Origin of the sequence: Polynucleobacter corsicus, from assembly GCF_018688255.1 — a bacterium.
Lineage (GTDB): Bacteria > Pseudomonadota > Gammaproteobacteria > Burkholderiales > Burkholderiaceae > Polynucleobacter > Polynucleobacter corsicus.
Genome location: NZ_CP061314.1, coordinates 357,923 through 379,792, shown reverse-complemented (window position 1 = coordinate 379,792; position 21,870 = coordinate 357,923). Strand labels below are relative to the sequence as shown.

Here is a 21,870-nt window from a genome sequence, read left to right as displayed (position 1 = left end):
CACTCCAATGAATCTTCAACCTGCTCGTCAATTTTGTCTTAAGTGCCTCTTAACGCTCTTGATCATATTTGGATTAACGATTACCAGCTTTATTTACCTTTCACTCAATCCAGCCGACCTCTTCACACTTGAAGCATTACGTAATATGGCGGAATTTATTGGGCGATTTTTCCCGCCTGATCTCAGCGCGGATTTCTTAGGAAAAATTTGGCAGGGTATTTTACAAACACTCGCGATTTCTGCTCTAGCAACGCTCATCGCAGCCGCCTTGAGTCTCGGACTTTCACTTCCAGTATCGGGTAGGCTTGGTCCAAGCGCAAAAGGACTGACACGCTTTATTTGCAACTTCTTACGATCCGTCCCCGAATTAGTTTGGGCGGCTCTCATGGTTCTCGCTGTTGGCCTTGGACCATTTGCAGGAACTTTAGCTTTAACGCTCCATACCACCGGGGTTTTGGGAAGGCTATTTGGCGAAAGCTTAGAAAATCATCCTACAGCCCCCAGTAACGCTCTCATGCTCAGCGGCTCAGGGAGAGTATCCAGCTTCTTGTATGGCACGCTTCCCGGAATCGCACCTCAATTACTTTCATACAGCCTGTATCGCTGGGAAATGAATATCCGCATGGCAACGATATTGGGCTTTGTGGGTGCAGGCGGACTAGGACAGATGCTGTATTACGAACTCTCCTTACTTCGAGAGGCACAAGCATCCACCGTCATCATTGCAATGCTGCTCTTAGTCGTCTTCGTGGATATGGTTAGCAACAAACTACGTCGTATTCAGATGCATAACCAGGGTTAAGATGCCCGCCAATTCATCCTCATAGACAATCAATCGAATGAAACACATACTGACTCAAGAATTACTAGTTAGCCTTACTGCCGATACACCATCAATATCGCCAAAGTTTTTTTATGATGATGTCGGCTCACATCTCTTTGATGTCATTACGCTTCTCGAGGAATACTATCCAACTCGTACAGAGAAATGGATCATGGGTACCTATCGGCGTGAGATTGCTGATGCAGTAGCGCATTGTGACGTTTTAGTGGATCTAGGCGCCGGTAATTGCGCTAAAGGAAGTCAACTTTTCAATAGCATTAAGCCAAAAGAATATAGAGCGCTCGATATTTCAAAAGAATATTTAGAAGCCGCCGTTGCCGATCTACAAAAGCAGTTTCCTCAGATTGAGATGTCAGCGCATGCTATCGATTTGAGCTTGCCGCTAGCCTTTCCTGAACTTAAAGCACTTCGGAAGGTATTCTTCTATCCAGGCTCCTCAATCGGCAACTTTGATCCCGAAAAAGCAGATCAGTTTTTTACCAATCTGGCTCATGAGTGTCATGGGAATGGCGGACTTTTAATTGGCGTCGATCTGGTTAAAGATACTGAAACACTGCATCTTGCCTACAACGACCCTTTGGGGGTTACTGCCGCATTTAATTTGAATGCCCTGCTCAACGTCAATCGACTCATTGGTAGTAACTTTGAGCTTCAGGATTGGGAGCACCATGCTTTTTTTAATGTTTCTCAGTCCCGTATTGAGATGCATCTGCGAGCGCGCTCTGATGTGCAGGTAACTCTGCCGGGCAATGGAAGTCAAGATCATATTATTTCCTTTAGTGCAGGCGATTTAATTCATACTGAAAATAGCTACAAATACACTCAGGAAAATTTTGTAGAAAAACTTCGTCGCGCTGGATTCACTAAAATCCAATGCTGGACCGATCCAAATAAGTACTTCTTAGTTTGCTTTGCAAACGTCTAATAGATGCCTTGCTTAATCCTTTAGTAGCTCAACCATCAGCTCTTGAATAGATTGCATCTCTCGTTCAGGGCTCACTAGATCTCTACGGATATCAATCTGATTTTTAAGTGCAGAGTAAAAATCAGGCATGGTTTCAGCGTGAGATAGCAGGCTGGCAAGCGCGGCCTCATTACCGACTGGATAGTAGCCCAGATAGTCATCGCCAAGCAGGCCTCGATTCCCCGGAATATCGGAAGCGATCACTGGAACCCCCAGCGCTATTGCTTCTGAAACCACGTGAGCACCACCCTCCATCCGACTAGAAATCACCATCAGGCGACTCTGAGACAGCATCTTTAATGTATCGGCATGACTTAGCTCGCCAATCCATTGGTAACGCTCTAGAGTTTCGCTATACACCTTCGCAGTACGCTCCATTTGCTCATTCATAGCCATCCCCAAATGCAGGACGCTGATCTTAGAATTGAATGGCAGCAAGGGAAGACTACGAGCGATACAAAAGGGATCCTTCTCATCCCGTAGATGACCAATCACAGTTACCTGAAAATCCGCACTCGGAACTTGATCAGGGACATCAACCCGAACGGATTGGTAAATCACTCGAGCTTTGTGTCTTAGATGCGCTGGAATGGAGTCTAAGGCTGAGGACTGCAAGACGATCAATTGATCTGCCACCTCCATTGAGTGCAGTACCTCAACATGGTCTGCTATATCTCGATACAAATCCGTACCCGTCAAAACCAGGGCAATAGGCCGACTAGGATACCGCTCATGAAATGCCATGATGGATGAATGGCTCCGATAGGCATGCAGTGCGACTAGCATGGCAGCATCGTCACCCGACCAAGATTCAGTAACTACAACGGTATAGCCGAGTTTCGCCAAGAAATCCTGCCAGCGCAAGGCAGTGATCCGGTTTCCGTGCAGACTACCTGATGGTGCCGGCGTGACGATTTCAATATGGGATTTGATGTTGGGTCCTGACGACAAAGTGATCTTTTTAAATTCTTTTTAAGTTCAGCAGTTATGGAGATTTTTCTATCACACCCAGATTGGGTGTTTTTCCATCGCCGCACCAAACAACTCGGATTCTAGATGCTGATTGAGCCATTTCTTCAGTGCAGTAAATGGCAAGCCTTCAAATCGCTGAGGATCAACTGCAGCAAACTGTCTGATAAATGGGAAGATGGCCACATCTACCCAAGATAGCTTGTTGCCCAATACATAGGGACTCAATTGAAGAGCATCCTCCATGGGCTCAATCATGAGAGCAATTGCGCTATTGAGAATACTTTCCTGATCAAGATCTGGAAATCGGTTGGGATATTTATATTGATCTAGTAAAACCTTAAATGGGCCATCATTTTTTTGAATCCAAGATTGAGAGCTCAATTGATCAACCGCTCCCCAGCCATCTGGATCAGACTGCTGTAGCGCCCAATGTATGATATCCAAGCTTTGATCTAGAACCAATCCATTGAGGCATAAAACCGGAACGGTTCCCTTGGGTGATGCGAGTAGCATGGATTGCGGCTTATTTCTGAGCTCAATCTCCCTATGCTCAATCTCAATACCAGCATATTTCAATGCCATACGCGCTCGCATGGCATATGGACATCTACGGTAAGAGTACAAAATCGGCTTCATACCACCAGTTTATAACGGGGATTTTTTAACAATCGAACAAAGACTTGAGGCCAGAGCTAGGCTCTATATGCTGATCTATTAAATTGATTATTAAGATATAAATTATTCATTATGCAAATAATTAAATAGTCTCTAGAATGATCCCTGTTGTGAATCAATTATTGTATTTTTACAGGAGAAAACCTATGTCACTGATTAACACCCAAGTAATTCCATTCAAAACCCAAGCTTTCCACAATGGTAAGTTCATCACTGTTTCCGATGAGTCCCTCAAAGGCAAATGGTCTGTTTTGATTTTCATGCCGGCAGCATTTACATTCAACTGCCCAACAGAAATTGAAGATGCGGCTGATAACTATGCAGAATTCCAGAAGATGGGTGCAGAGGTTTACATCGTTACTACTGATACGCATTTCTCACACAAAGTATGGCACGAGACTTCACCTGCAGTAGGTAAGGCCAAGTTCCCATTGGTTGGCGATCCAACACATACATTGACACGCGGTTTTGACGTGCATATCGATGAAGAAGGTCTCGCGTTGCGTGGCACATTTATCATTAACCCAGAAGGCGTCATCAAGACTGCTGAAATTCACTCAAACGAAATCGCTCGCGATATCTCTGAGACATTGCGCAAGCTTAAGGCCGCTCAGTACACAGCTGCTCACCCAGGTGAAGTATGCCCAGCTAAGTGGAAAGAAGGCGCAGCAACTTTGACTCCATCTTTAGACCTCGTAGGCAAGATCTAATACCGCAGGTCAGTAGTAATTAGTAATCAATAGACTCTCTTCGGAGAGTCTATTGGGCAGGATGGGAAGCCAAGGCCCTGCCCAATAGACTCATCAAGATTTAATACTAAGGAATACAGCATGTTAGATACCAATATCAAAACCCAACTCAAAGCTTATTTTGAAAAAATTGAGAGCCCCATTGTTCTTGAAGCTACTTTGGATGACAGTACGCACTCAGCCCAAATGCTAGAGCTATTAAATGAAGTTGCCGAACAATCCACCAAGATCACTGTAAAGACTTCAGGTAGCAGCAAAAACATTCCTAGCTTTACCGTAGGTAAGGCGGATGAAGTTGCTCGTATTGCATTCTCTGGCCTACCAATGGGTCATGAGATGACTTCTTTCATTTTGGCTATTTTGCAAGCTAGTGGTTATCCACCAAAGGTTGAGCAAGATGTGATCGAGAGTATCAAAGGCCTAGAAGGTAAAAAGTGTTTTCAGACCTTCATCTCCTTGTCGTGTCATAACTGTCCAGATGTAGTGCAGGCCCTAAATCTCATGGCCGCGCTGAATCCCGATATCGAACACGAAATGATTGATGGCGCGCTCTTCCAGGGTTTGGTAGATCAACACCAAATCATGGCTGTGCCTACAGTGATTCTGAACGGCGAAGTCTTTGGTCAAGGCCGCATGAGCGTTGAAGAAATTGCCGCTAAATTGGATACCAACACATCAGCACGCGATGCAGAAAAATTGAACGCTAAAGATGCCTATGATTCTTTAATTATTGGCGGTGGTCCAGCAGGTGCCTCAGCAGCAATCTACTCTGCTCGTAAAGGTATTAGAACTGGTGTGGTAGCTCAGAAATTTGGCGGTCAGGTTGCCGATACTGTTGGTATTGAAAATTTCATCTCCGTTAAAGAAACAGAAGGCCCTAAATTAGTCATGGCTCTTGAGCAGCACGTTAAAGAGTATGAAGTCGATGTCATGAATCTACAAACCGCCAAGAGCTTGAGTAAGACTGGCGATGAAATTACAATCACCCTAGAAAATGGCGCTGTACTAAAGAGCAAGACAGTCATTCTCAGTACCGGTGCACGCTGGCGCGAAATGAATGTACCAGGCGAGCAAGAGTACCGCGGTAAAGGTGTCGCCTACTGCCCACACTGTGATGGCCCACTCTACAAAGGTAAGCGCGTAGCTGTGATTGGTGGAGGTAACTCTGGAGTTGAGGCTGCGATTGATTTGGCAGGTATCGTGAGTCATGTCACCTTAGTTGAGTTTGATACTAAGTTGCGTGCCGATGCCGTACTACAGAAAAAAATGTACAGCATGCCTAACGTTACGGTAATCACCAATGCTTTGAGTAAGGAAGTATTGGGTGCTGATGGCAAAGTAACTACTTTGAGATATGAAGATCGCGCTAACAATCAGATGCATGATGTGGCACTGGAAGGTATCTTTGTCCAGATCGGCTTACTCCCCAATACAGATTGGCTCAAGGGCGTGATTGATTTATCTCCTCGTGGAGAAGTGATCATTGACCAAAAAGGTGAGACTTCAATGCCTGGTGTATTTGCTGCGGGTGACTGTACAACTGTTCCTTATAAGCAAATCATCATTGCAATGGGTGAAGGTGCCAAAGCATCCCTCTCTGCATTTGATTACTTGATTAGATCCTAAGACTACCAACAGAATCTTGGTTAAAAAAAATGCCCCGAGCAATTCGGGGCATTTTTTATTTCAACAGAGGGTGTTGCATTACACCTTTTCTAATTGAGCCTGATGTGCCATCTGCAACAACTCAGCCAAGTGCTTGACCTTACGCCCAGTCTCTTGCTCAATCTGCTCTCGACAACTAAAGCCATTAGTCAGAATGATGGTTTCTTGCTCGGCAGCCCGAATTGCTGGCAGCAATACTAATTCGCCAACCGCTTTGGATATGCCGATATGCTCTGGATTAAATCCAAATGAACCTGCCATACCGCAGCAACCACTATCAATGAAGTTTGCTTTAGCACCTAAAGCAGCCAACAGAGCTACATCACCTTTAGTACCAAATAGTGATTTCTGATGACAATGTGAGTGGACTAAGACATTGCAGTCTAGCGGCGGCGGAGTATATCCTTGCTCGTGCAAAAAATCTCCCAACAAATAGCTACTCGATGCTAAAAGAGTTGCTCTTGGATCATTCGGGAAAAACTTCAGCAATTCATCCTTAAATACCGACATGCAGCCTGGCTCAAGACCAACAACTGCAATAGGCGAATTGGGATTTTCATTAATCTCACTGCCGATCGCATCCAGAATTTTCTCTAGCTTCTGCTTGGCAAGATCCAGATAACCGAAATCATATAAAGGACGGCCGCAGCATAAAGGCGTTTTTGGTAAGGTCGCTTCAAAGCCTGCATGCGCAAGTACCTCAACTGCTGCATTAGCAACCTCTGGATGAAAATGCTCGCAGAATGTATCTACCCAAAGAATGACTTTCTTTTGACCAATGCTGGCATTCTTAGAAGACTTAAATTGCTTTCTAAAGGACTGGTTCGCAAACTTGGGCAGGCTACGCTCTTGGGCTACGCCACCAACCCATTTGGCAAAAGTAGAGATCACCGGCGTTTGCATGACACCATTCATCAGCCAAGAGAACTTGCTTGCCAGCGGCGCCCAATCGCCAATGCGGCCCATGGTCAAAGCTTGACGAGGCCTGCTATTGGTCTCGTGATAATGAGACAAGAACTCGGCCTTATAGGAAGCCATGTCAACGTGAGCTGGACAGTCACTCTTACAGCCTTTACAGGAAAGGCAAGTATCAAGAGCCTCTTTAAGCTCTTTACTTTCCCAGCCATCTTGAATGACTTCGCCCTGGATCATTTCCCAAAAGAGGCGTGAACGGCCACGAGTGGAGAAGCGCTCTTCTTTTGTAGCTCGATAGCTTGGGCACATCGTGCCTACTTTTTCACTACGGCACTTACCCATACCAACACAACGCTCTACCGCTCTCTGGAAGCCATTACCCTCTTGGCTCAAGAAATTCAGACGCGTCTTGATATTCACGATTTTGTATTCTGGGCCCATGCGCAGATTCTCATCTACACGATAAGGGTGAACTACTTTGCCAGGATTGAGTTTGTTTTGCGGATCCCAGATGCGCTTGAACTCATGCATTGCACCCATCAACTCTTCACCAAACATGATGGGGAGGAATTCTGCTCTGGCCTGACCGTCACCATGCTCGCCCGTCAGCGAGCCACCAAATGCAACCACTAAGGTTGCCGCATCACGAATAAAAGATCTAAATTTGGCAACACCTTCTACAGATCGCAAGTTAAAGGTAATACGCGCATGAATACACCCATCACCAAAGTGTCCATAGAGTGAAGTTTCGTATTCGTAAGAGTCCACTAATTTCTGGAAAGCTCGCAGGTACTCACCCAAACGCGCTGGATCCACTGCAGCATCCTCCCAGCCCACTACTGGGTCAGGAGAATTTGGATCAATCGATAAATGGGTGGCAGATGCACCATTTTCACGAATGGACCAAATACGCTTTTGTACTAATGGATCAGACTCTAACCAAGTGGATGGTATTGGGCCCTTAGTTCTTGTTTTGAAATACTCCTGTGCTTTTTCAGCCTGAGCAATAGCACCCTCAATAGTATCGTCACCGAACTCCACAACTACCCAAGCATTTCCAGCCGGCAATAAGTCGATCTCCGCCTTTGCTAAATTACGCTCTTGCAAACCACGGATGATTTTGTAATCTAGACCTTCGATTGCAATGGGATTAAAAGATTGGTACTCGGGTACGGCATCGCCTGCTAAATAGATATCTTCGAATCCCAATACCAGCACAACGCGTTTGGCTGGACTCTTCACTAATCTCACCTTAGCAGCGAGTGTTAATGCACAGGTCCCCTCAGTACCGACCAAGGCCTTAGCAACGTTAAATCCATTTTCCGGTAAGAGTTGATCTAAGTTGTAACCAGAGACGCGGCGCTTAATATTTGGAAAACGTGCACGAATCAGATCAGCATAGCGATCACGTAAGGTCAGTAAGTCCTGATAGATCTGCCCTTTACGCCCACCAGCTGCAATGATGTCTTGTAATTCTTGATCAGATGTTGGGCCAACCCAAAAACGCTCACCATCGTATGTCAGAATTTCTAGAGCTTCGGTATTTTCTAGTGTCTTGCCGGCCATCACGGAATGGGCGCCACAAGAGTTATTGGCCACCATGCCGCCTAAGGTGCAACGGCTATGCGTAGAGGGGTCTGGGGCAAAAGTTAAGCCATGCAACTCAGCAGCATCACGCAATGAATCACAGATGACCCCAGGCTCCACAACAGCATTACCAGCCACTGGATCTAGAGCAATAATATGGTTGCAGTACTTTGAGATATCAAAGACCACCGCATTATTGACCGTCTGGCCATTCATGGAGGTGCCAGCGCCACGCATGAGTACTGGAGCCTTATTGCGATGACAAATCTCGATACCCTTTACAAATTCTTCAGTATTTTTCGGAGTAACAACCCCAATCGGAATTTGACGGTAGTTAGAAGCCTCTGACGCATAAACTGCCTGATGAGCCGTATCAAAATGAACGGAGCTTCCAAGAGCTGCTGTGAGCTCAACGTTGAGCTGCTCCCAATGAGAAATACCACCCATATTCAATCCTTGTTAGATGCAATGACCCCTTCAAGGGCATTGGTTATTTTATCAACTCCCAGCAATTTCTGTTTAAGCCCCTTGTTTGACAAAAGCCCCATAGCAAGCAAGAATCTTCCTCATGAATAAAGCACCTAAGGTACTGGCATTTGATGTATTTGGCACAGTGGTTGACTGGCATGGCTCCATAGTCTCTGAGGTCAATCGACTGGGGCTTCCGGTGGACCCCGATGCTTTTGCCACAGCCTGGCGACAAGGTTACAGGCCGGCTATGGCTCGGGTGCGCTCTGGCGAACTACCATGGACCAAGATTGATGATCTTCATCACATGATCCTGATGGATGTTCTCAAGACCTTTAAAGTCCACTCTTTATCTGAAAATCAAATACAAGATCTCAATCTGGTTTGGCATCGGCTCAATCCCTGGCCAGAGGCTGTAGAGGGTCTGCACAAGCTTAAAAGTCAGTTCACGATCGTCACCCTCTCAAATGGCAATATGGGCTTATTGGCTGATATGGCAAAAAATGCAGGTTTACCTTGGGATTTAATTCTTTCAGCTGAAGTGTTCCGTCACTACAAACCAGACCCGGAAACCTATTTAGGCGTTGCGGACATCTTCAATCTTTCAGCTGAGGAAGTCATGTTGGTAGCAGCGCATAAGGATGATCTAGAGGCTGCCCACGCCTGTGGATTGCAAACAGCCTTTATTGAGCGCCCACTAGAGTTTGGTAAAAATCATTTGCGCAATGATCTACATGTTGAGCAATTTACCAACTACCATGCAAAAGATTTTCTGGATCTTGCGCACCAGTTAGGCGCATCAGATCCAGACCAACACTAGACGTATTCAGCAACCTCTACGAGATTATTGTCTGGGTCACGCAAGTAGACCGAACGAATGGGTCCAAGAGCACCTCGTCTTGGCACAGGTCCAACATCGATAGCAACAGCATGCTTCTGCAGGTGGGCGATAAAGTCATCCAAGGGAATTGATGCAATCAAACAAAAGTCTCCTGAACCAATCGTGGGTACTTTAGCCTTGGTAGGGGTCTCGGTATCCTTATCCTGAAGATTGATTTTTAACTGTCCGAAACGCAATGAATACCGTGGCTGACCTTCTGGCCCAGTAAAAAACTCGCGCTCAAAACCCAACGCTTTTTCATACCACTGAGTCGTGAGCTCAATATCAGTTACGGTCAGAACAATGTGATCAATGCGATCGATGATATTTTTCAAAACAATCTCCAAGATGATTGGCCATAATTAAACAAAACTCTCAAGCCATCATACCGAAGAAGTTCCGAGCAAGCTTAGAAATGAACTGAATTCATTTATAAAAAAATGCCCTCAAGATGAGGGCAAAAAAGAACAGCAGGAAAAACTAGTCGACCACTACAGCTATCAGAGCTGTTGCAGCACCAGCACCGATAGCTGGGATACCCCAACGCTCTAGTACAGGTAAGGAGTTGCCCGTTACCACCTCTACCGGAATATCGCTGATTTCTAGTAGCTTGGCGGTAGTGGAGTTTTCAAATAAACGGCTCAGGGAGTTTTTCTTCGCAGTGCCAACCACAATACGAGTGCATTCAAGTCGCGCAGCCTCATCACGAATGGCAGTCCCCGTGTCTCCGCAGACGTAGGTAAATGAAAATTTCAGACCCTGCTTTTCGAGATAAGCGGATGCCGATGCAGATGCCTGAGCTGCCCGCTCAGCATGCCACTTATTAATTGTTTGCTTACTTAAAAATTTTCCGATGTGGCGATACAAGGTAGGCTGCACATTGCACAAATGAAAAGACACATTAGGATCTTGACTATAAGTCTTTACAGCATGCTTTACTGCCATCTCTGAATTTTTTGAACCATCTACTGGAATCAGAACTTTATTCATATTGCTTTCTCCAAAATGAGTGGACTGCTGTGGTGAAACAATATTTGCAGACTCCGGAATAACAACCGAAGGAGCAATGACATCTTCAAGCGCACGTCTACTTCTAATAAAGCCACTAGTTAATACGCCGAATACAACTAGCACTTGAATGAGGTATTCCAAGGCGGGACTCTGAGAAGCAAGCCACTCCTGAGAGATAGGCTCTGAAATCATCATTTTTGCAGCCGTCCAAGCAAGGACACCAGCGCCTAAGTAAGTCACTGAAGGGAAACGCTCAACGAGTTTGAGTATTTGGGTTGAACCCCAAATAACGACTGGAATACTAATGAGTAGACCTAATACGACAAGCACATAACTACCGTGTGATGCACCTGCTACCGCAAGTACGTTATCCAGACCCATGATGGCATCCGCAATCACAATGGTTTTCATTGCACCCCAAAAGGTAGTGGAAGCATTGCCGTGCTCATCATTCTCTTGCTCGGGATTGAGTAGGCGATATGCAATCCAAACCAACAATAAGCCGCCTATCAACATTAATCCAGGGATCTTTAATAAATAGACCACCACCAGTGTCATAGCACTTCTGACTGCAATCGCACCAACAGCGCCCCAGATAATGGCTTTTTTCTGCAAATGTGCCGGCAAATTCCTAGCAGCCATCGCAATGACAATCGCGTTGTCACCCGCAAGCACCAAGTCAATGACAATAATTGCCAGCAATGCCGAAAAAAACTCCGGGCTAAATAGTTCCAATTTCATCTCCTCCAAAAATCACCCATGAATTCCATGGATCTCTATGGGGTTAATGTAGACCGATTTGATTTAAGTTAAAAGCAGATATATATTGATAATAATTTCGTAAAAACCTGACAATTAAAATGGTCTATAACTACCGCCACCTTTACTACTTTTGGGTAGTAGCCAAAGAAGGCAGCATGTCTAGAGCTGCTGAACGTCTCAATATTGCCATTCAGACAATTAGCGCCCAGGTACACGAATTAGAGAAATCACTCGGCTATCTATTATTTAAGCCGGCTGGTCGCGGCATCATTCTCACGGAATCAGGATTTGCAGCCCTAGAAATTGCTGATCAAATTTTTCTCCTAGGTGAGCAACTTCCCGAAGCGGTGAGAGAAGCTGCAAGCTCCCGAAAAATCAAAATTACGGTTGGCGTCTCTGATGGCCTCTCCAAGCTCATGACTCGGAAGCTACTACAACCCATTCTAAAAAAGAATGATGTGCAACTCATTGCACACGATGGTGAGTTTGAGGACCTCCTTGCTGATTTAGCACTACATCGTTTGGATATCATATTGGCTGATAGGCCCGCTCCTGCCAACAAAAATCTTCATGTCTACAGCGAAGAGCTAGTAAAGTCATCAATCGCGTGGTTTGGCCCCAAGAAACTACTCAAGCAATCTAAGAAACCATTTCCGGAATGTCTTAATGAGCTTCCTATCCTACTGCCTACCTCTCACTCAAAAGTGAGATACTTGATTGATCAGTGGTTTGCTGAAAACGGCATCAACCCCAACATTACAGGGGAGTTTGAAGATAGCGCCCTACTAAATACCTTTGCAGCCAGTGGTCTCGGAGTCTTTCCAGCCGTAGAAAGCATCAGGAAAGATTTACAAGAAACCTATCACATTGAAATGCTTGGGCAATGTAAAGATGTTTACGAATATTTTTATGCTATTCGCTCAGAAAAGAAAATTCAACATCCTCTCGTAGAAGCAATTATTAAACGTTAAATCATGGCAAATTTCCTAGACCCAGCAATTCTTTTTTTCCTATTTGGCGCATTTGCTGGCGCCATTAAATCGAATCTGGAGATACCTCCTCCGATTGCACGATTTCTTTCGCTCTACCTATTGATGGCATTAGGTCTTAAGGGAGGATTTGCCCTACATAAGTCAGGCTTTACAACAGAGATCGCACTCTCATTAGGCCTTGCTATCTTTTTAGCTATCTTGATTCCTATCATTGGCTACCAAATCCTCAGAACCAAACTCAATACATTTGATGCGGCAGCTGTAGCCGCAACCTACGGCTCGGTCAGTGCGGTCACATTCATTACGGCTACCCAATACTTAGATCAATTCGACATCAGTTATGGTGGTCATATGGCAGCAGCAATGGCACTCATGGAGTCCCCAGCGATCATTCTGGCGATTGTTTTGGCAAATAAAGCAAGGGCTGCGCATGCAAAACAAACTCAATCAGGACTTCAACAAACGGGCATCTCAAAAATCCTGCATGAATCTTTCACTGATGGTGCGCAGCTTCTGCTGCTTGGCTCAATGGTAGTAGGCCTCGTGAGCGGAGATGCCGGTCAAAAACTCATGGCACCGTTTTCCATTGATCTTTTTAAGGGGATGCTCGCATTTTTTCTCTTAGATATGGGCTTAATGGCGGCACGAAATATGAAGGGCTTATATGGCAAACCCCCCATCACTTTGATCTACGCCATTGCCTCCCCGCTTTCACATGCCTTGATCGCACTGGGCTTGTGCAAGTTAATTGGCCTACCACTTGGCAATACTATTTTGCTGATGGTACTTGCTTCAAGCGCCTCTTATATTGCCGTACCAGCAGTGTTGCGACATGCATTGCCGGAGGTGAATCCAGCCCTCTATATGGGCATGTCCCTAGGCATCACCTTCCCATTCAATATTATTTTGGGCATCCCTCTGTATGCCATGCTTGCCAAGCTGGTAATATAAGCGAAGCTATTTCTTTTTAGGTTTTTGTGTAGAGCTATTTTTCTGCCCAACCGAAAATTGATTCATATGCTCCATACTCTTCTCAAAGTTTGAAAATGAATCTGTCATAGCCGCCCGAATCTGATCAAAATTCTGCAATGCATTATTAAAAGAGGTTTTAAATATCGAGGTGTATGGCTCAGCACCCGCAGGAGAATTTTGTGTGGCCTCATTCACAAAATGAATTAAGTCATGTTGTGACTCTTTGATCATTGTCTCGGCAATTTTTGCTAACTCTTTATTTCCGCTAGCCAAGGCTTGAAAAAGTTGGGACTGATACTCCGCCACCTCTTTAGCAGCATCTTGTAACACCTCAGCATGTACATAATCAAATGCTGACTTAGGATCTTGCGTTTTCATGAGCTCCGCTACTTTGGCCTGCATTCGAGAGGAGAGCTCTTGTGCAGCGCGCTGATTTAGTTGAGCGATCTCCTGAGCGCTTGTTAGTGCCGCTTGGCCAGCTGCTTGAGCAGCTTTCATAGCCTTGGTCTGATTTGCCATTGCATTCAAGTCAAATGGGTTCTTACTCATACATGTCTCCCTCGTTAAATTAGTGATTTATTTAATCTACTCCTGAATCCAAGGCATTGAGATAGAGAAATACCACTAGTAGAGGCGGGCAGAAATACAAAAGGGCGCTCAGGCGCCCTTTTTGGTGTAGCAAACTAAGCTACCCTGGTTTAGCGCACGACGATATTCGCACCCTGACGCAATTGGGAGAGAAATTCAAACTGCTTTTTCTGCATCATGGCATTGCGAATAGCCACTTTAGCTTGCTCATAGGTTGGGGGCTTGCTAGATTTTTTGTCTTCCAACTTAATCAAATACCACCCCTGTGGCATCTGAATCGGAGTAGGAGAAACCTGGCCCTTAGATAAGACTGTGAGAACAGCAGCAATCTGTGGCAAGGTTTGCCCAGCCTGCACCCATCCTATAGCCCCACCTTGCACCTTATTCGGCGCGAGTGAAACGCTCTTAGCGACCTTATCAAAAGACTCGCCTTTCTTAATTCTGGCTAGGACAGCTTGTGCATCAGCCTCAGTAGCAACGGCTATGTCACTGACCTTGTACTCCACAATCATGCCTTGCGGACCCAAAGAAGCAATCTCACGGTTGTACTCCGCTTGCACGTCAGCATCGCCCACTGGATTTCTTGACATATAAGTAGACAACTCGAGATCTGCCAAATAATTTTGCCGAATCAAAGCCAGCTGGCTATTCGCTCTGTCAGAGTTAGCAAGTCCATCTTTCTCAGCCTGCTGCGAAAGGAGTGAGATTTCAATCATTTTTCCTAAGACTGCATTACGAAGCTCTGGGGAATCTTTTTGCCCCTGCGCTAAGGCCGCCTGAATACCCTGCTCAACAACATCATTGCTAATGATCGTCCCATTTACGGAAGCAGCAGCATTCACGGGTAATGCATTCTGGGCATATACCGCCGTTGAAAGACCTAAGGCCATTACGAAGCTTGTGAGATAAGAAATGGAGAGGGATTTCATGGATAACTCTTTTCTAAAATGTAGAAGCAATGTTAACAGTTTACGATCATTAAAAAACCATGGTCGCAGGGATTGGCTCAAACGGAGCAGCCGATTCAGCACCCTGCGCTTCGGCCTGTTCCTCTCCATCTGGGTTTTTGATATAGCGAGCATCAAAAGGTACATTTGGACGCTGACTGATTGGTGAAGGCTCCATATAGACCGGTCCAGCAGGAGTCTCTATGGGTGCAATAGGCTGGCTATTGAATTCCTGGATTTGCTTTGGAGTGTAAGGAGAAAATGTTTGCGCAATGACAATACTTGGAGGCACAAAACCAAAAACAATACTGAGGGTATAAATTATTCTGAACTGGGCTGGAATACGCATCACTCTTTCCTATTTGTACTGAGTCACACAATTGCTAATAGACTGTCGTGGGCCGCAACATCAGAATTTCATTTTAGAGCCAAAAGACTTCGAGTAGATATATAAAGAAGGTATTCTAGAATAACTAGCCCCAATCCAATTCTTATGAATACATCAACTCCCTTTACCAATGAGGCCTATGCGCTTGGTGATGGGAGTCATTATCGGATTCGCCCTATCCAAGCAAATGATCGAGAGCGCATCATTGAGCTCTTCAGTCATCTATCGCCAGAAAGTCGCTACCTCCGATTTGCCCATGCAATCTCCAAACTTCCCGATGAATTTCTCGATGACATCTTGCACTTGGACTATAAAAAAGAATTGGCATTACTTGCGGCAATCACAAGCCCCGCTGGTACTGAGGAGATTATTGGCATTGCACGCTATGTGACGCCACCCAATCGAAATACTTGTGAGTTCTCTTTGAGTGTGAGTGATAGTCACACAACACATGGCATTGGCACACATTTGATGATGGATCTTATTGAACATGCCAAAAAGAATGGATTACAAGAAATGATTGGATATGTCTTGAGCAAAAATTCTAGAATGCTGCATCTGGTCTCTGATCTGGGCTTTCAGATTCGTAGCCAGGATGATGATCCTGACTTTAAAACTGTGAGCTTGCCACTGTGAACCCATCAAATCCACTCAGAAAATTCAATCCTGATCAGATGCTCGGATTTGAGTGGCTAAAGATAGTCCAAAACCCCGTCTTCAAATAAGTTAATGCGCTACTAAAATAATAGGGCTGGGCTTGCGAGTCATTATTTGCTATTCTGCAGCATCAACTAAAGGATTTTTATGACGAACGACACTCAAACCCAAAACGACGAAGATTTTGATTATGGGTGCGAATGCGCCATGACGCTCTTAAATGAGCCAACGGAAGATTGCTTAAATGATCTGATTGATGAGCTTGATGAAGATGGCATGATCGCCACAGAAGTGGTTTATGGTCTCTTAGCAACCATCCTCATGAGCATTACTTCCGAGGATGAAGATGATGAGGAAGTGCAGTAAAACGAACTAAGCTGAGATTTGAAGGGCGAATTGATCCATGGCACTCGCCATGGCGATATCTAGCTCTGTCAGAGCCTTCATTGAATGGGTGCTCAATTTCACTGATACCTTATTCCAAGCATTTGACCAGTCTGGGTGGTGATCCAACTCCTCAGCAAAGTCTGCACACAGCGTCATGAACTCAAAGGCGCTCTTAAAGTCCTTAAATACAAACACCCGCTCCAGCTCTTGAGTATTGAGATGCACCTGCCACTCAGGTAACACTTTTGCAAAGTCAAAATCTTTAGGAAGTAGATTGAGCTTAGACATTGGGAGCTCCTACACTCTGAGATAGTTTCTGTAAATCTTCTGGATACAGCCAGCGCCACTCACCCTCAGCCAAATCTGCCGGCATGATGTATTGTCCGATTTCGGTACGGTGCAGCTTAGCAACATGATTACCTACCGCAGCCATCATTCGTTTTACTTGATGATAGCGACCCTCAACAATCGTCATTGCTAAAACATTCTCCCCAAGCTGCTGGCATGCTGTGGCAAAACAAGGTTTTGGATCGTCATCTAACACGACACCTGTTAACAAATGATCGATCTGCTTTTGGGTAATGGGCTCAGGGGTTGTGATCTCATACACCTTACCAATGTTTTTCTTGGGCGTAGTCATCTTATGAATAAACTGGCCGTCATCCGAAATCAAAATTAAGCCAGTAGTGTCAAAGTCTAAGCGCCCGACACATTGCAAGCCTCGCTCTACAAAAGGTTTAGGCAATAAACTGTAGACGCTGGGGTGATGCGTAGTTTTGTGAGAGCACTCATAGTTTGGTGGCTTGTTAAAGGCGATATAGGCTTTTTCATGAAACTCCCAATCTTTGCCTTCTACATTGAGCATTAATCCCTCGGTAGCGATGCGCTCCTCTGGATCATCGGCCGGAACACCATTGACCCTGACTAAGTCGGCATAGACTAAATCACTGCAATAGCGCCTGGTGCCAAAGCCTTGGCTAAATAGTATTTTTTCGAGGGAGATTGGTTTGGCCATACCTTGCCGAGAATACTACAAAGCCGCCCTCACAGTAGCCGTGGAATGAAGCCGTTATGATGGATATATCTCGCTTCCAAGTCTCTTGCTTACCACTACCATGCTCTCAAGCCCAGCTCCCAGAAATCCCCTCCACACTCGTGAAATTACTTTTCAGGGCTACGCTCGAGAAGATGGTCTATGGGATATTGAAGCGCATTTGCGGGATTTTAAATTTCAGCCATTTACTACCGGCGGAAAAACCTGGGAGCCAGGCCAAGCCTTCCACGATATGTGGGTTCGCATTACTGTCAATACTGAATTGGTAATCCAAGCAATTGAAGTGGCTATGGATAGTCACCCCCACCCAGAATGCCCACAAGTAATACCCCCAATGGATGCACTCATTGGCACTCGTATTGGTAAGGGCTGGCGAAAAACGATTAATGAACACCTTGGAGGTATTAAGGGGTGCACTCATTTACGAGAACTTCTGAGCAATATTGCTACTGCTGCATTTCAGTCTATTCCAGGAGCGCTCTTTGACCCGGATGACAACAAACCACCGCTCTATTTGGGAACCTGTAAATCTTGGGATTTCGACGGACCAGTAGTGATGCGCGTCTACCCCCAGTTTTACAAATGGAAACCTACCATTTAGGTTTATTACAAATCACCCCGATAAATATTCAGGCCACTGAAGGCTTGCTGCACTGGCATCAGCTCTACTAAATTAATATTCATATGACTTGGTAAGTTGGCAGACCAATAAATAGCCTCCGCTACATCATCTGCACTTAAGGCCTTCACTCCGGCGTAGACATTACCAGCCTTACTATCGTCACCTTTAAAGCGCACATTCGAAAACTCAGTTCCAGAACATAGTCCTGGCTCAACACAAGTAACGCGTACTGGCGTACCAATTAAATCTGCCCTGAGATTTAAACTAAATTGCTGAACAAAGGCTTTAGTGCCGCCGTAGACGTTACCACCTGGATAGGGATAATTTGCCGCTACTGAGCCTAGGTTAATCACATGGCCACACTTGCGTTCTACCATTCCCGGTAAAAAGGCACGCGTCATATGCACTAGCCCCTTGATGTTGGTATCAATCATCCGATCCCAATCCGTGAGTAAAGATTGATGTGCCGGCTCAAGACCTAAAGCCAATCCCGCGTTATTAACCAACACCGTCACCTTGGCAAACTCGGCTGGTAATGTGGCCGCGAGCCCATCCACCTTTGCGCTATCGCAAACATCAACGGCTAAGGTGAGTAGTTTTTTCTGCTGGTCTACCGGCAAGGATGCTTTTAAAGCCTCCAGGCGCTCGGCTCTTCTGCCCAAGGCGATTACCTGATGGCCATGCGCTAGAAACCGCCTCGCAGTTGCCTCTCCAAAGCCGGCAGTAGCGCCGGTGACTAAAACTGTATGTTCCATATTGTTCTACTTATTTTTTAAATTGACTGGGTCATTTATATTACTGCGTATATGACATTGTTACGTATTTTTACTCACATCCTGATCTCATTAGGATTAATAGGAAATGCTTTCGCCGATGAAAGCAAGTTCTCTGGAGGTTTTTTTAAACCTCGAGACAGCATCCGATCAATACTCAAGTCAGCGGGTTCTGGAATTTTGGGGGTATCACAATACCTTTGGAGAACAAACCCAAAGCGACACTTTGAAGTTACGCTACTACCAACCTTTGCAATTTGACCAGTGGCGAGGCACCATGCGGCTTGACACCTCCTATGTTTCGACTTATGGACCGACTCTTGCCGAGCAGTCATCCGGCACGTATAACGCCGGCAATACGATGCTCACGGTCTGGGGAAATCACCCCAGCATGCTGAAGAATTGGGAAGGTACATTAGGAGCTAGGGTTATCTTTCCGTTTGGCAATAACGGGCAATGGGCTGCCGGCCCTCAAATCGGCACAGTATATGTACCCAATAAGGGAAGCGATTCAAGACTCTCCGACTTTTCACCATTACTCAGGTATATGTATGGATTTGAGACTAAGGGCAATTCATTTGCTAGCAATCCCAATCAACCGCCCCTAGCGCGTAACTTGAATATTTTTCCAACGCTTGGATTTAATATCTCGCCTAGCACTCAACTTCGACTATGGGATGAGAATGGAGTCATCTGGAATACCGGTGGAGGGGGTGGCTGGTTTGTCCCGCTCGATACTATGGTGACCCATCGCCTGAATAAAAGTTTCTCAGTCGCCGTGGGTGCTAGCAAACAGGTCGTGCAAAGTTATCCTATTTACAACTGGTCTTTTTATGGAAAACTCTCGTTTAATTTCTGAAGAATACTTTAGTCTTGGTTGATTAAAAAATCGTTTTCGATGACTGCCGCTTTCGATTTCACTAAGGCCTCTACCAACCAAATTGGAAACTCCTCAGTACTCATATTGAGCTGCTTGCGAATATTTTCTAATACAGGCGTACCTGCAATCCAACGATTAGCCTCCACCAGCTTCCGTCTGCGCCATTCCAATAACTTGTACTTCAAGAGCACCTTGGCACCATGACGTGCATTGCGGTCAACGTCACTGGAGAGGTAATCGAGGCGAGATTTTGCGGTCTCAATTGATTTTCTGACATCCGTAAAAGGCTTACCGTGTCCAGGAATAACCAAAGCAACGGGGAGTCCTTCAATCAACTCTAAGGTCTGCGCCACTTCTTCAAAGCCACCCTCACCCCAGAGCTCGGGAAAAATGACTCCAAAGCCCTCTTCCCATAGCGCATCGGCAGAGATCAAGATTTGATGCTGCTCTTGGTACAGTATGATTGAATGGTTGTCGTGACCTGGAGCAGCCAGAATTTGCCAGCGATAAGAACCTAAGATAATTTCTTCGCCAGGCACAAGAATGGCATGGTGTGTGAAGCGTGGGCACTCTTGCCCCAATTGCTGAAAGCTCAGTAAATCCTCATTCCAGTCTCGTACGGCGATTACCTCTGCCTCTGGTATCCATATCTCGCAATCGAATCCCTCTGATAACACTGCATTGCCGCCACAGTGATCTGAGTGTAGGTGCGTATTAACTACTCTATTGAGCGCTTTCAAGCCATGCTGCGCAAGTGCATTAGTGACGAGATCAACCGTCATCTGCTGGTGCGCACAGTACCCACTGTCAACCAGCGATACATCTTCCTCACTAAAGAGCAGAACATTGTTTGCCGATAACCACCCGCGCTCGAAAATCTCTATTCCGGGTGGGAGCAAGTAATTACCGATGCGCTTTTCAAATGCCTTCATTTATTCTGGGCAGTGATTTCAAGCTGTTGAATGTTGAATTGCTGTTGCTTTAGACGTTGTAATAAATCAGCATAGACTTTGGGGTCGAGTTGAGGAGTTCTTGATAACACCCAAAGATATTCCCTTCTGGGATCACTCACAGCTGCTAATTGATATTGTGGATCTATATCAATCACCCAGTAATCACCCCACACTAAAGGCAAAAAAGAGAGCCACTCGGGAGCAAAACGTACTTCTAATTTAGGTGAATCCTTGCTGCCAATTTGGCGAGCCAAACCCTCTGCCTCCGAAGTCTCACCAGCAGCAGTTTTGCAACTATTAAGAACCCGAAGACTACCATCTGGCTTGGCGCTATAGACGGCCTTGGTATTAGAAACGCACTTTTTCTGAAACCAGTTCGGGAATTTGGCAATCTCGTACCAAGTACCGAGGTAACGAGGAACATCTAAAGTAGCTACGGTCTTCACTGCCTGATCACCTTGTTGAGCCATGACTTGCATGGATCCCAAGCAAATCAGCAGTAAGCCTAATAGAGTAGCTAATGAAGCGCGCGAGTGAAGAAACAGGGTCATGAGCAAAATATCCTTAAATGGTAGATCGCTTGCCCAAAAGCTTACGAATATAAGGAATCCTACAACATAAGAGCAATAGCAAAACTACTGCATAGATTGTGACGGTATCAAAATCATTCTTGCCTGCCTTGTGCCACCAATAGTGGAAGATTGCAGTGCAGGCAATGACATAAATGAGTCGATGTAAGAGCGCCCAGCGACGACCCAGTTTTCTTTGAGCCCAATGGGTAGAGGTCAGCGCTAGTGGAGTCAGCAAAACCAAGCTAATAAAGCCCATTGTAATAAAGGGCCGCTTGACTACGTCTTTGAGCATCTCGATTAAATCAAAATCCTGATCTAGCCAAAGCCAAATGCCAAAATGGATTAATGCGTAAAAGAAACTAAATAGGCCCAACATTCTGCGATACCGAATCCACGTGCTTGAATTCGTCATCAAACGCAATGGCGTCATCGCCAGCGTCAAACACAAGAAGACTAATGCCCACGTTCCCGTTGAGCGCGTAATAAACTCAATTGGATTCGCGCCCAAGCCATCGGTAAATCCTAACCAAATCAAACGATCCAGCGGCAATAGGGCTAATAGAAAGATCAGTAGCTTCATCCCACTTTACTTA

25 protein-coding genes and 1 pseudogene are annotated in these 21,870 nt (G+C 45.5%); 11 read left to right on the top strand and 15 right to left on the bottom strand.

What is annotated here, in order from left to right; translation table 11 throughout:
• Window positions 1-7 precede the first annotated feature (7 nt).
• The gene (gene phnE, locus C2747_RS02125; RefSeq protein ID WP_215332060.1) at window positions 8-802 is read left to right on the top strand and encodes a phosphonate ABC transporter, permease protein PhnE; all 795 of its coding nucleotides are present in this window, start codon (window positions 8-10) and stop codon (window positions 800-802) included.
• 37 nt (window positions 803-839) lie between these two features.
• Entirely contained in the window at window positions 840-1,769 is a 930-nt protein-coding gene (gene egtD / locus C2747_RS02120) for an L-histidine N(alpha)-methyltransferase (protein WP_215332059.1), read from the top strand.
• 12 nt (window positions 1,770-1,781) lie between these two features.
• On the opposite strand, the gene senB is transcribed toward egtD, so the two are convergent.
• Window positions 1,782-2,759 carry a selenoneine biosynthesis selenosugar synthase SenB gene (gene senB / locus C2747_RS02115; protein WP_215332058.1) on the bottom strand — a complete coding sequence of 326 codons (978 nt, stop codon included), beginning with the start codon at window positions 2,757-2,759 and terminating at the stop codon, window positions 1,782-1,784.
• Between the two features lie 51 nt (window positions 2,760-2,810).
• Window positions 2,811-3,416: a glutathione S-transferase gene (locus tag C2747_RS02110; protein WP_215332057.1), complete on the bottom strand. Its 606-nt coding sequence runs from the start codon at window positions 3,414-3,416 to the stop codon at window positions 2,811-2,813.
• Window positions 3,417-3,601: 185 nt separating this feature from the next.
• On the opposite strand from C2747_RS02110, the gene ahpC reads away from it, so the two are divergent.
• Window positions 3,602-4,165, top strand: a complete 564-nt coding sequence (ahpC, locus tag C2747_RS02105) for an alkyl hydroperoxide reductase subunit C (RefSeq protein ID WP_215332056.1) — start codon at window positions 3,602-3,604, stop codon at window positions 4,163-4,165.
• A 120-nt stretch (window positions 4,166-4,285) separates the two neighbouring features.
• The gene (gene ahpF / locus C2747_RS02100; protein ID WP_215332055.1) at window positions 4,286-5,830 is read left to right on the top strand and encodes an alkyl hydroperoxide reductase subunit F; all 1,545 of its coding nucleotides are present in this window, start codon (window positions 4,286-4,288) and stop codon (window positions 5,828-5,830) included.
• A gap of 78 nt (window positions 5,831-5,908) precedes the next feature.
• Here the strand turns inward: ahpF and C2747_RS02095 are convergent, their stop codons facing one another.
• Window positions 5,909-8,818: an FAD-binding and (Fe-S)-binding domain-containing protein gene (locus tag C2747_RS02095; protein ID WP_215332054.1), complete on the bottom strand. Its 2,910-nt coding sequence runs from the start codon at window positions 8,816-8,818 to the stop codon at window positions 5,909-5,911.
• Between the two features lie 121 nt (window positions 8,819-8,939).
• Here C2747_RS02095 and C2747_RS02090 point away from each other — a divergent pair, with 121 nt between their 5' ends.
• Window positions 8,940-9,659 carry a haloacid dehalogenase type II gene (locus tag C2747_RS02090; RefSeq protein WP_215332053.1) on the top strand — a complete coding sequence of 240 codons (720 nt, stop codon included), beginning with the start codon at window positions 8,940-8,942 and terminating at the stop codon, window positions 9,657-9,659.
• Here C2747_RS02090 and C2747_RS02085 read toward each other — a convergent pair.
• The 3 genes and pseudogenes from C2747_RS02085 to C2747_RS10550 all read right to left on the bottom strand — a co-directional run.
• Window positions 9,656-10,045: a VOC family protein gene (locus C2747_RS02085; protein ID WP_433915509.1), complete on the bottom strand. Its 390-nt coding sequence runs from the start codon at window positions 10,043-10,045 to the stop codon at window positions 9,656-9,658. The two genes, C2747_RS02090 and C2747_RS02085, sit on opposite strands and share 4 nt — an antisense overlap.
• Window positions 10,046-10,199: 154 nt before the next feature.
• Window positions 10,200-10,709, bottom strand: coding sequence for a universal stress protein (locus C2747_RS10555; protein ID WP_285896679.1), 510 nt, complete (start codon window positions 10,707-10,709; stop codon window positions 10,200-10,202).
• 93 nt (window positions 10,710-10,802) lie between these two features.
• Window positions 10,803-11,471, bottom strand: a pseudogene (locus C2747_RS10550) (TerC family protein); the annotation flags it as partial.
• A gap of 119 nt (window positions 11,472-11,590) precedes the next feature.
• Here C2747_RS10550 and C2747_RS02075 point away from each other — a divergent pair.
• Together C2747_RS02075 and C2747_RS02070 are read left to right on the top strand one after the other, a co-directional pair.
• Entirely contained in the window at window positions 11,591-12,463 is an 873-nt protein-coding gene (locus C2747_RS02075) for a LysR family transcriptional regulator (protein WP_349814584.1), read from the top strand.
• A 3-nt stretch (window positions 12,464-12,466) separates the two neighbouring features.
• On the top strand, window positions 12,467-13,435 hold the full coding sequence (locus C2747_RS02070) for a sodium-dependent bicarbonate transport family permease (protein ID WP_215332050.1): 969 nt from the start codon (window positions 12,467-12,469) through the stop codon (window positions 13,433-13,435).
• Between the two features lie 6 nt (window positions 13,436-13,441).
• On the opposite strand, the gene C2747_RS02065 is transcribed toward C2747_RS02070, so the two are convergent.
• The 3 genes from C2747_RS02065 to C2747_RS02055 all read right to left on the bottom strand — a co-directional run bounded on the left by C2747_RS02065 (window position 13,442) and on the right by C2747_RS02055 (window position 15,340).
• The gene (locus C2747_RS02065) at window positions 13,442-14,005 is read right to left on the bottom strand and encodes a phasin family protein (protein WP_215332049.1); all 564 of its coding nucleotides are present in this window, start codon (window positions 14,003-14,005) and stop codon (window positions 13,442-13,444) included.
• Window positions 14,006-14,154: 149 nt separating this feature from the next.
• Window positions 14,155-14,973: a peptidylprolyl isomerase gene (locus tag C2747_RS02060; protein WP_215332048.1), complete on the bottom strand. Its 819-nt coding sequence runs from the start codon at window positions 14,971-14,973 to the stop codon at window positions 14,155-14,157.
• A 49-nt stretch (window positions 14,974-15,022) separates the two neighbouring features.
• The gene (locus C2747_RS02055; protein WP_215332047.1) at window positions 15,023-15,340 is read right to left on the bottom strand and encodes a hypothetical protein; all 318 of its coding nucleotides are present in this window, start codon (window positions 15,338-15,340) and stop codon (window positions 15,023-15,025) included.
• A gap of 144 nt (window positions 15,341-15,484) precedes the next feature.
• Between C2747_RS02055 and C2747_RS02050 the strand changes: the two genes are divergently transcribed.
• The gene (locus C2747_RS02050; RefSeq protein WP_215332046.1) at window positions 15,485-16,015 is read left to right on the top strand and encodes a GNAT family N-acetyltransferase; all 531 of its coding nucleotides are present in this window, start codon (window positions 15,485-15,487) and stop codon (window positions 16,013-16,015) included.
• 168 nt (window positions 16,016-16,183) lie between these two features.
• Window positions 16,184-16,402, top strand: coding sequence for a hypothetical protein (locus C2747_RS02045; protein WP_046329638.1), 219 nt, complete (start codon window positions 16,184-16,186; stop codon window positions 16,400-16,402).
• 6 nt (window positions 16,403-16,408) lie between these two features.
• On the opposite strand, the gene C2747_RS02040 is transcribed toward C2747_RS02045, so the two are convergent.
• Together C2747_RS02040 and C2747_RS02035 are read right to left on the bottom strand one after the other, a co-directional pair.
• Window positions 16,409-16,711: a 4a-hydroxytetrahydrobiopterin dehydratase gene (locus tag C2747_RS02040; RefSeq protein ID WP_215332045.1), complete on the bottom strand. Its 303-nt coding sequence runs from the start codon at window positions 16,709-16,711 to the stop codon at window positions 16,409-16,411.
• On the bottom strand, window positions 16,704-17,438 hold the full coding sequence (locus C2747_RS02035) for a pseudouridine synthase (RefSeq protein WP_215332044.1): 735 nt from the start codon (window positions 17,436-17,438) through the stop codon (window positions 16,704-16,706). Before C2747_RS02035 ends, C2747_RS02040 begins: the two co-directional genes overlap by 8 nt.
• 100 nt (window positions 17,439-17,538) lie before the next feature.
• Between C2747_RS02035 and C2747_RS02030 the strand changes: the two genes are divergently transcribed.
• The gene (locus C2747_RS02030) at window positions 17,539-18,078 is read left to right on the top strand and encodes a DUF2889 domain-containing protein (protein WP_215332043.1); all 540 of its coding nucleotides are present in this window, start codon (window positions 17,539-17,541) and stop codon (window positions 18,076-18,078) included.
• Window positions 18,079-18,083: 5 nt separating this feature from the next.
• On the opposite strand, the gene C2747_RS02025 is transcribed toward C2747_RS02030, so the two are convergent.
• The gene (locus tag C2747_RS02025) at window positions 18,084-18,854 is read right to left on the bottom strand and encodes an SDR family oxidoreductase (RefSeq protein ID WP_215332042.1); all 771 of its coding nucleotides are present in this window, start codon (window positions 18,852-18,854) and stop codon (window positions 18,084-18,086) included.
• A 118-nt stretch (window positions 18,855-18,972) separates the two neighbouring features.
• Between C2747_RS02025 and C2747_RS02020 the strand changes: the two genes are divergently transcribed.
• Window positions 18,973-19,731 (top strand): hypothetical protein, encoded by a 759-nt coding sequence (locus C2747_RS02020; RefSeq protein ID WP_251374799.1) that lies wholly within the window; start codon window positions 18,973-18,975, stop codon window positions 19,729-19,731.
• Between the two features lie 8 nt (window positions 19,732-19,739).
• On the opposite strand, the gene C2747_RS02015 is transcribed toward C2747_RS02020, so the two are convergent.
• From C2747_RS02015 to msrQ, 3 genes are read right to left on the bottom strand one after another with little or no spacing between them, the layout of a single operon-like run.
• The gene (locus C2747_RS02015; RefSeq protein WP_215332041.1) at window positions 19,740-20,684 is read right to left on the bottom strand and encodes an MBL fold metallo-hydrolase; all 945 of its coding nucleotides are present in this window, start codon (window positions 20,682-20,684) and stop codon (window positions 19,740-19,742) included.
• The gene (locus C2747_RS02010) at window positions 20,681-21,256 is read right to left on the bottom strand and encodes a lipocalin family protein (RefSeq protein WP_251374798.1); all 576 of its coding nucleotides are present in this window, start codon (window positions 21,254-21,256) and stop codon (window positions 20,681-20,683) included. The genes C2747_RS02015 and C2747_RS02010 overlap by 4 nt, the downstream gene beginning before the upstream one ends.
• 13 nt (window positions 21,257-21,269) lie before the next feature.
• Window positions 21,270-21,857: a protein-methionine-sulfoxide reductase heme-binding subunit MsrQ gene (gene msrQ, locus C2747_RS02005; protein ID WP_215332040.1), complete on the bottom strand. Its 588-nt coding sequence runs from the start codon at window positions 21,855-21,857 to the stop codon at window positions 21,270-21,272.
• Window positions 21,858-21,870 lie beyond the last annotated feature (13 nt).

Bases quoted from the DNA above. Each gene is read 5' to 3' on its own strand.
- phnE (WP_215332060.1), top strand. From the start codon at position 8: ATGAATCTTCAACCTGCTCGTCAATTTTGTCTTAAGTGCCTCTTAACG.
- egtD (WP_215332059.1), top strand. From the start codon at position 840: ATGAAACACATACTGACTCAAGAATTACTAGTTAGCCTTACTGCCGAT.
- C2747_RS02110 (WP_215332057.1), bottom strand. From the start codon at position 3,416: ATGAAGCCGATTTTGTACTCTTACCGTAGATGTCCATATGCCATGCGA.
- ahpC (WP_215332056.1), top strand. From the start codon at position 3,602: ATGTCACTGATTAACACCCAAGTAATTCCATTCAAAACCCAAGCTTTC.
- ahpF (WP_215332055.1), top strand. From the start codon at position 4,286: ATGTTAGATACCAATATCAAAACCCAACTCAAAGCTTATTTTGAAAAA.
- C2747_RS02095 (WP_215332054.1), bottom strand. From the start codon at position 8,818: ATGGGTGGTATTTCTCATTGGGAGCAGCTCAACGTTGAGCTCACAGCA.
- C2747_RS02090 (WP_215332053.1), top strand. From the start codon at position 8,940: ATGAATAAAGCACCTAAGGTACTGGCATTTGATGTATTTGGCACAGTG.
- C2747_RS10555 (WP_285896679.1), bottom strand. From the start codon at position 10,709: ATGAATAAAGTTCTGATTCCAGTAGATGGTTCAAAAAATTCAGAGATG.
- C2747_RS02075 (WP_349814584.1), top strand. From the start codon at position 11,591: ATGGTCTATAACTACCGCCACCTTTACTACTTTTGGGTAGTAGCCAAA.
- C2747_RS02070 (WP_215332050.1), top strand. From the start codon at position 12,467: ATGGCAAATTTCCTAGACCCAGCAATTCTTTTTTTCCTATTTGGCGCA.
- C2747_RS02065 (WP_215332049.1), bottom strand. From the start codon at position 14,005: ATGAGTAAGAACCCATTTGACTTGAATGCAATGGCAAATCAGACCAAG.
- C2747_RS02060 (WP_215332048.1), bottom strand. From the start codon at position 14,973: ATGAAATCCCTCTCCATTTCTTATCTCACAAGCTTCGTAATGGCCTTA.
- C2747_RS02055 (WP_215332047.1), bottom strand. From the start codon at position 15,340: ATGCGTATTCCAGCCCAGTTCAGAATAATTTATACCCTCAGTATTGTT.
- C2747_RS02050 (WP_215332046.1), top strand. From the start codon at position 15,485: ATGAATACATCAACTCCCTTTACCAATGAGGCCTATGCGCTTGGTGAT.
- C2747_RS02045 (WP_046329638.1), top strand. From the start codon at position 16,184: ATGACGAACGACACTCAAACCCAAAACGACGAAGATTTTGATTATGGG.
- C2747_RS02040 (WP_215332045.1), bottom strand. From the start codon at position 16,711: ATGTCTAAGCTCAATCTACTTCCTAAAGATTTTGACTTTGCAAAAGTG.
- C2747_RS02035 (WP_215332044.1), bottom strand. From the start codon at position 17,438: ATGGCCAAACCAATCTCCCTCGAAAAAATACTATTTAGCCAAGGCTTT.
- C2747_RS02030 (WP_215332043.1), top strand. From the start codon at position 17,539: ATGCTCTCAAGCCCAGCTCCCAGAAATCCCCTCCACACTCGTGAAATT.
- C2747_RS02025 (WP_215332042.1), bottom strand. From the start codon at position 18,854: ATGGAACATACAGTTTTAGTCACCGGCGCTACTGCCGGCTTTGGAGAG.
- C2747_RS02020 (WP_251374799.1), top strand. From the start codon at position 18,973: ATGAAAGCAAGTTCTCTGGAGGTTTTTTTAAACCTCGAGACAGCATCC.
- C2747_RS02015 (WP_215332041.1), bottom strand. From the start codon at position 20,684: ATGAAGGCATTTGAAAAGCGCATCGGTAATTACTTGCTCCCACCCGGA.
- C2747_RS02010 (WP_251374798.1), bottom strand. From the start codon at position 21,256: ATGACCCTGTTTCTTCACTCGCGCGCTTCATTAGCTACTCTATTAGGC.
- msrQ (WP_215332040.1), bottom strand. From the start codon at position 21,857: ATGAAGCTACTGATCTTTCTATTAGCCCTATTGCCGCTGGATCGTTTG.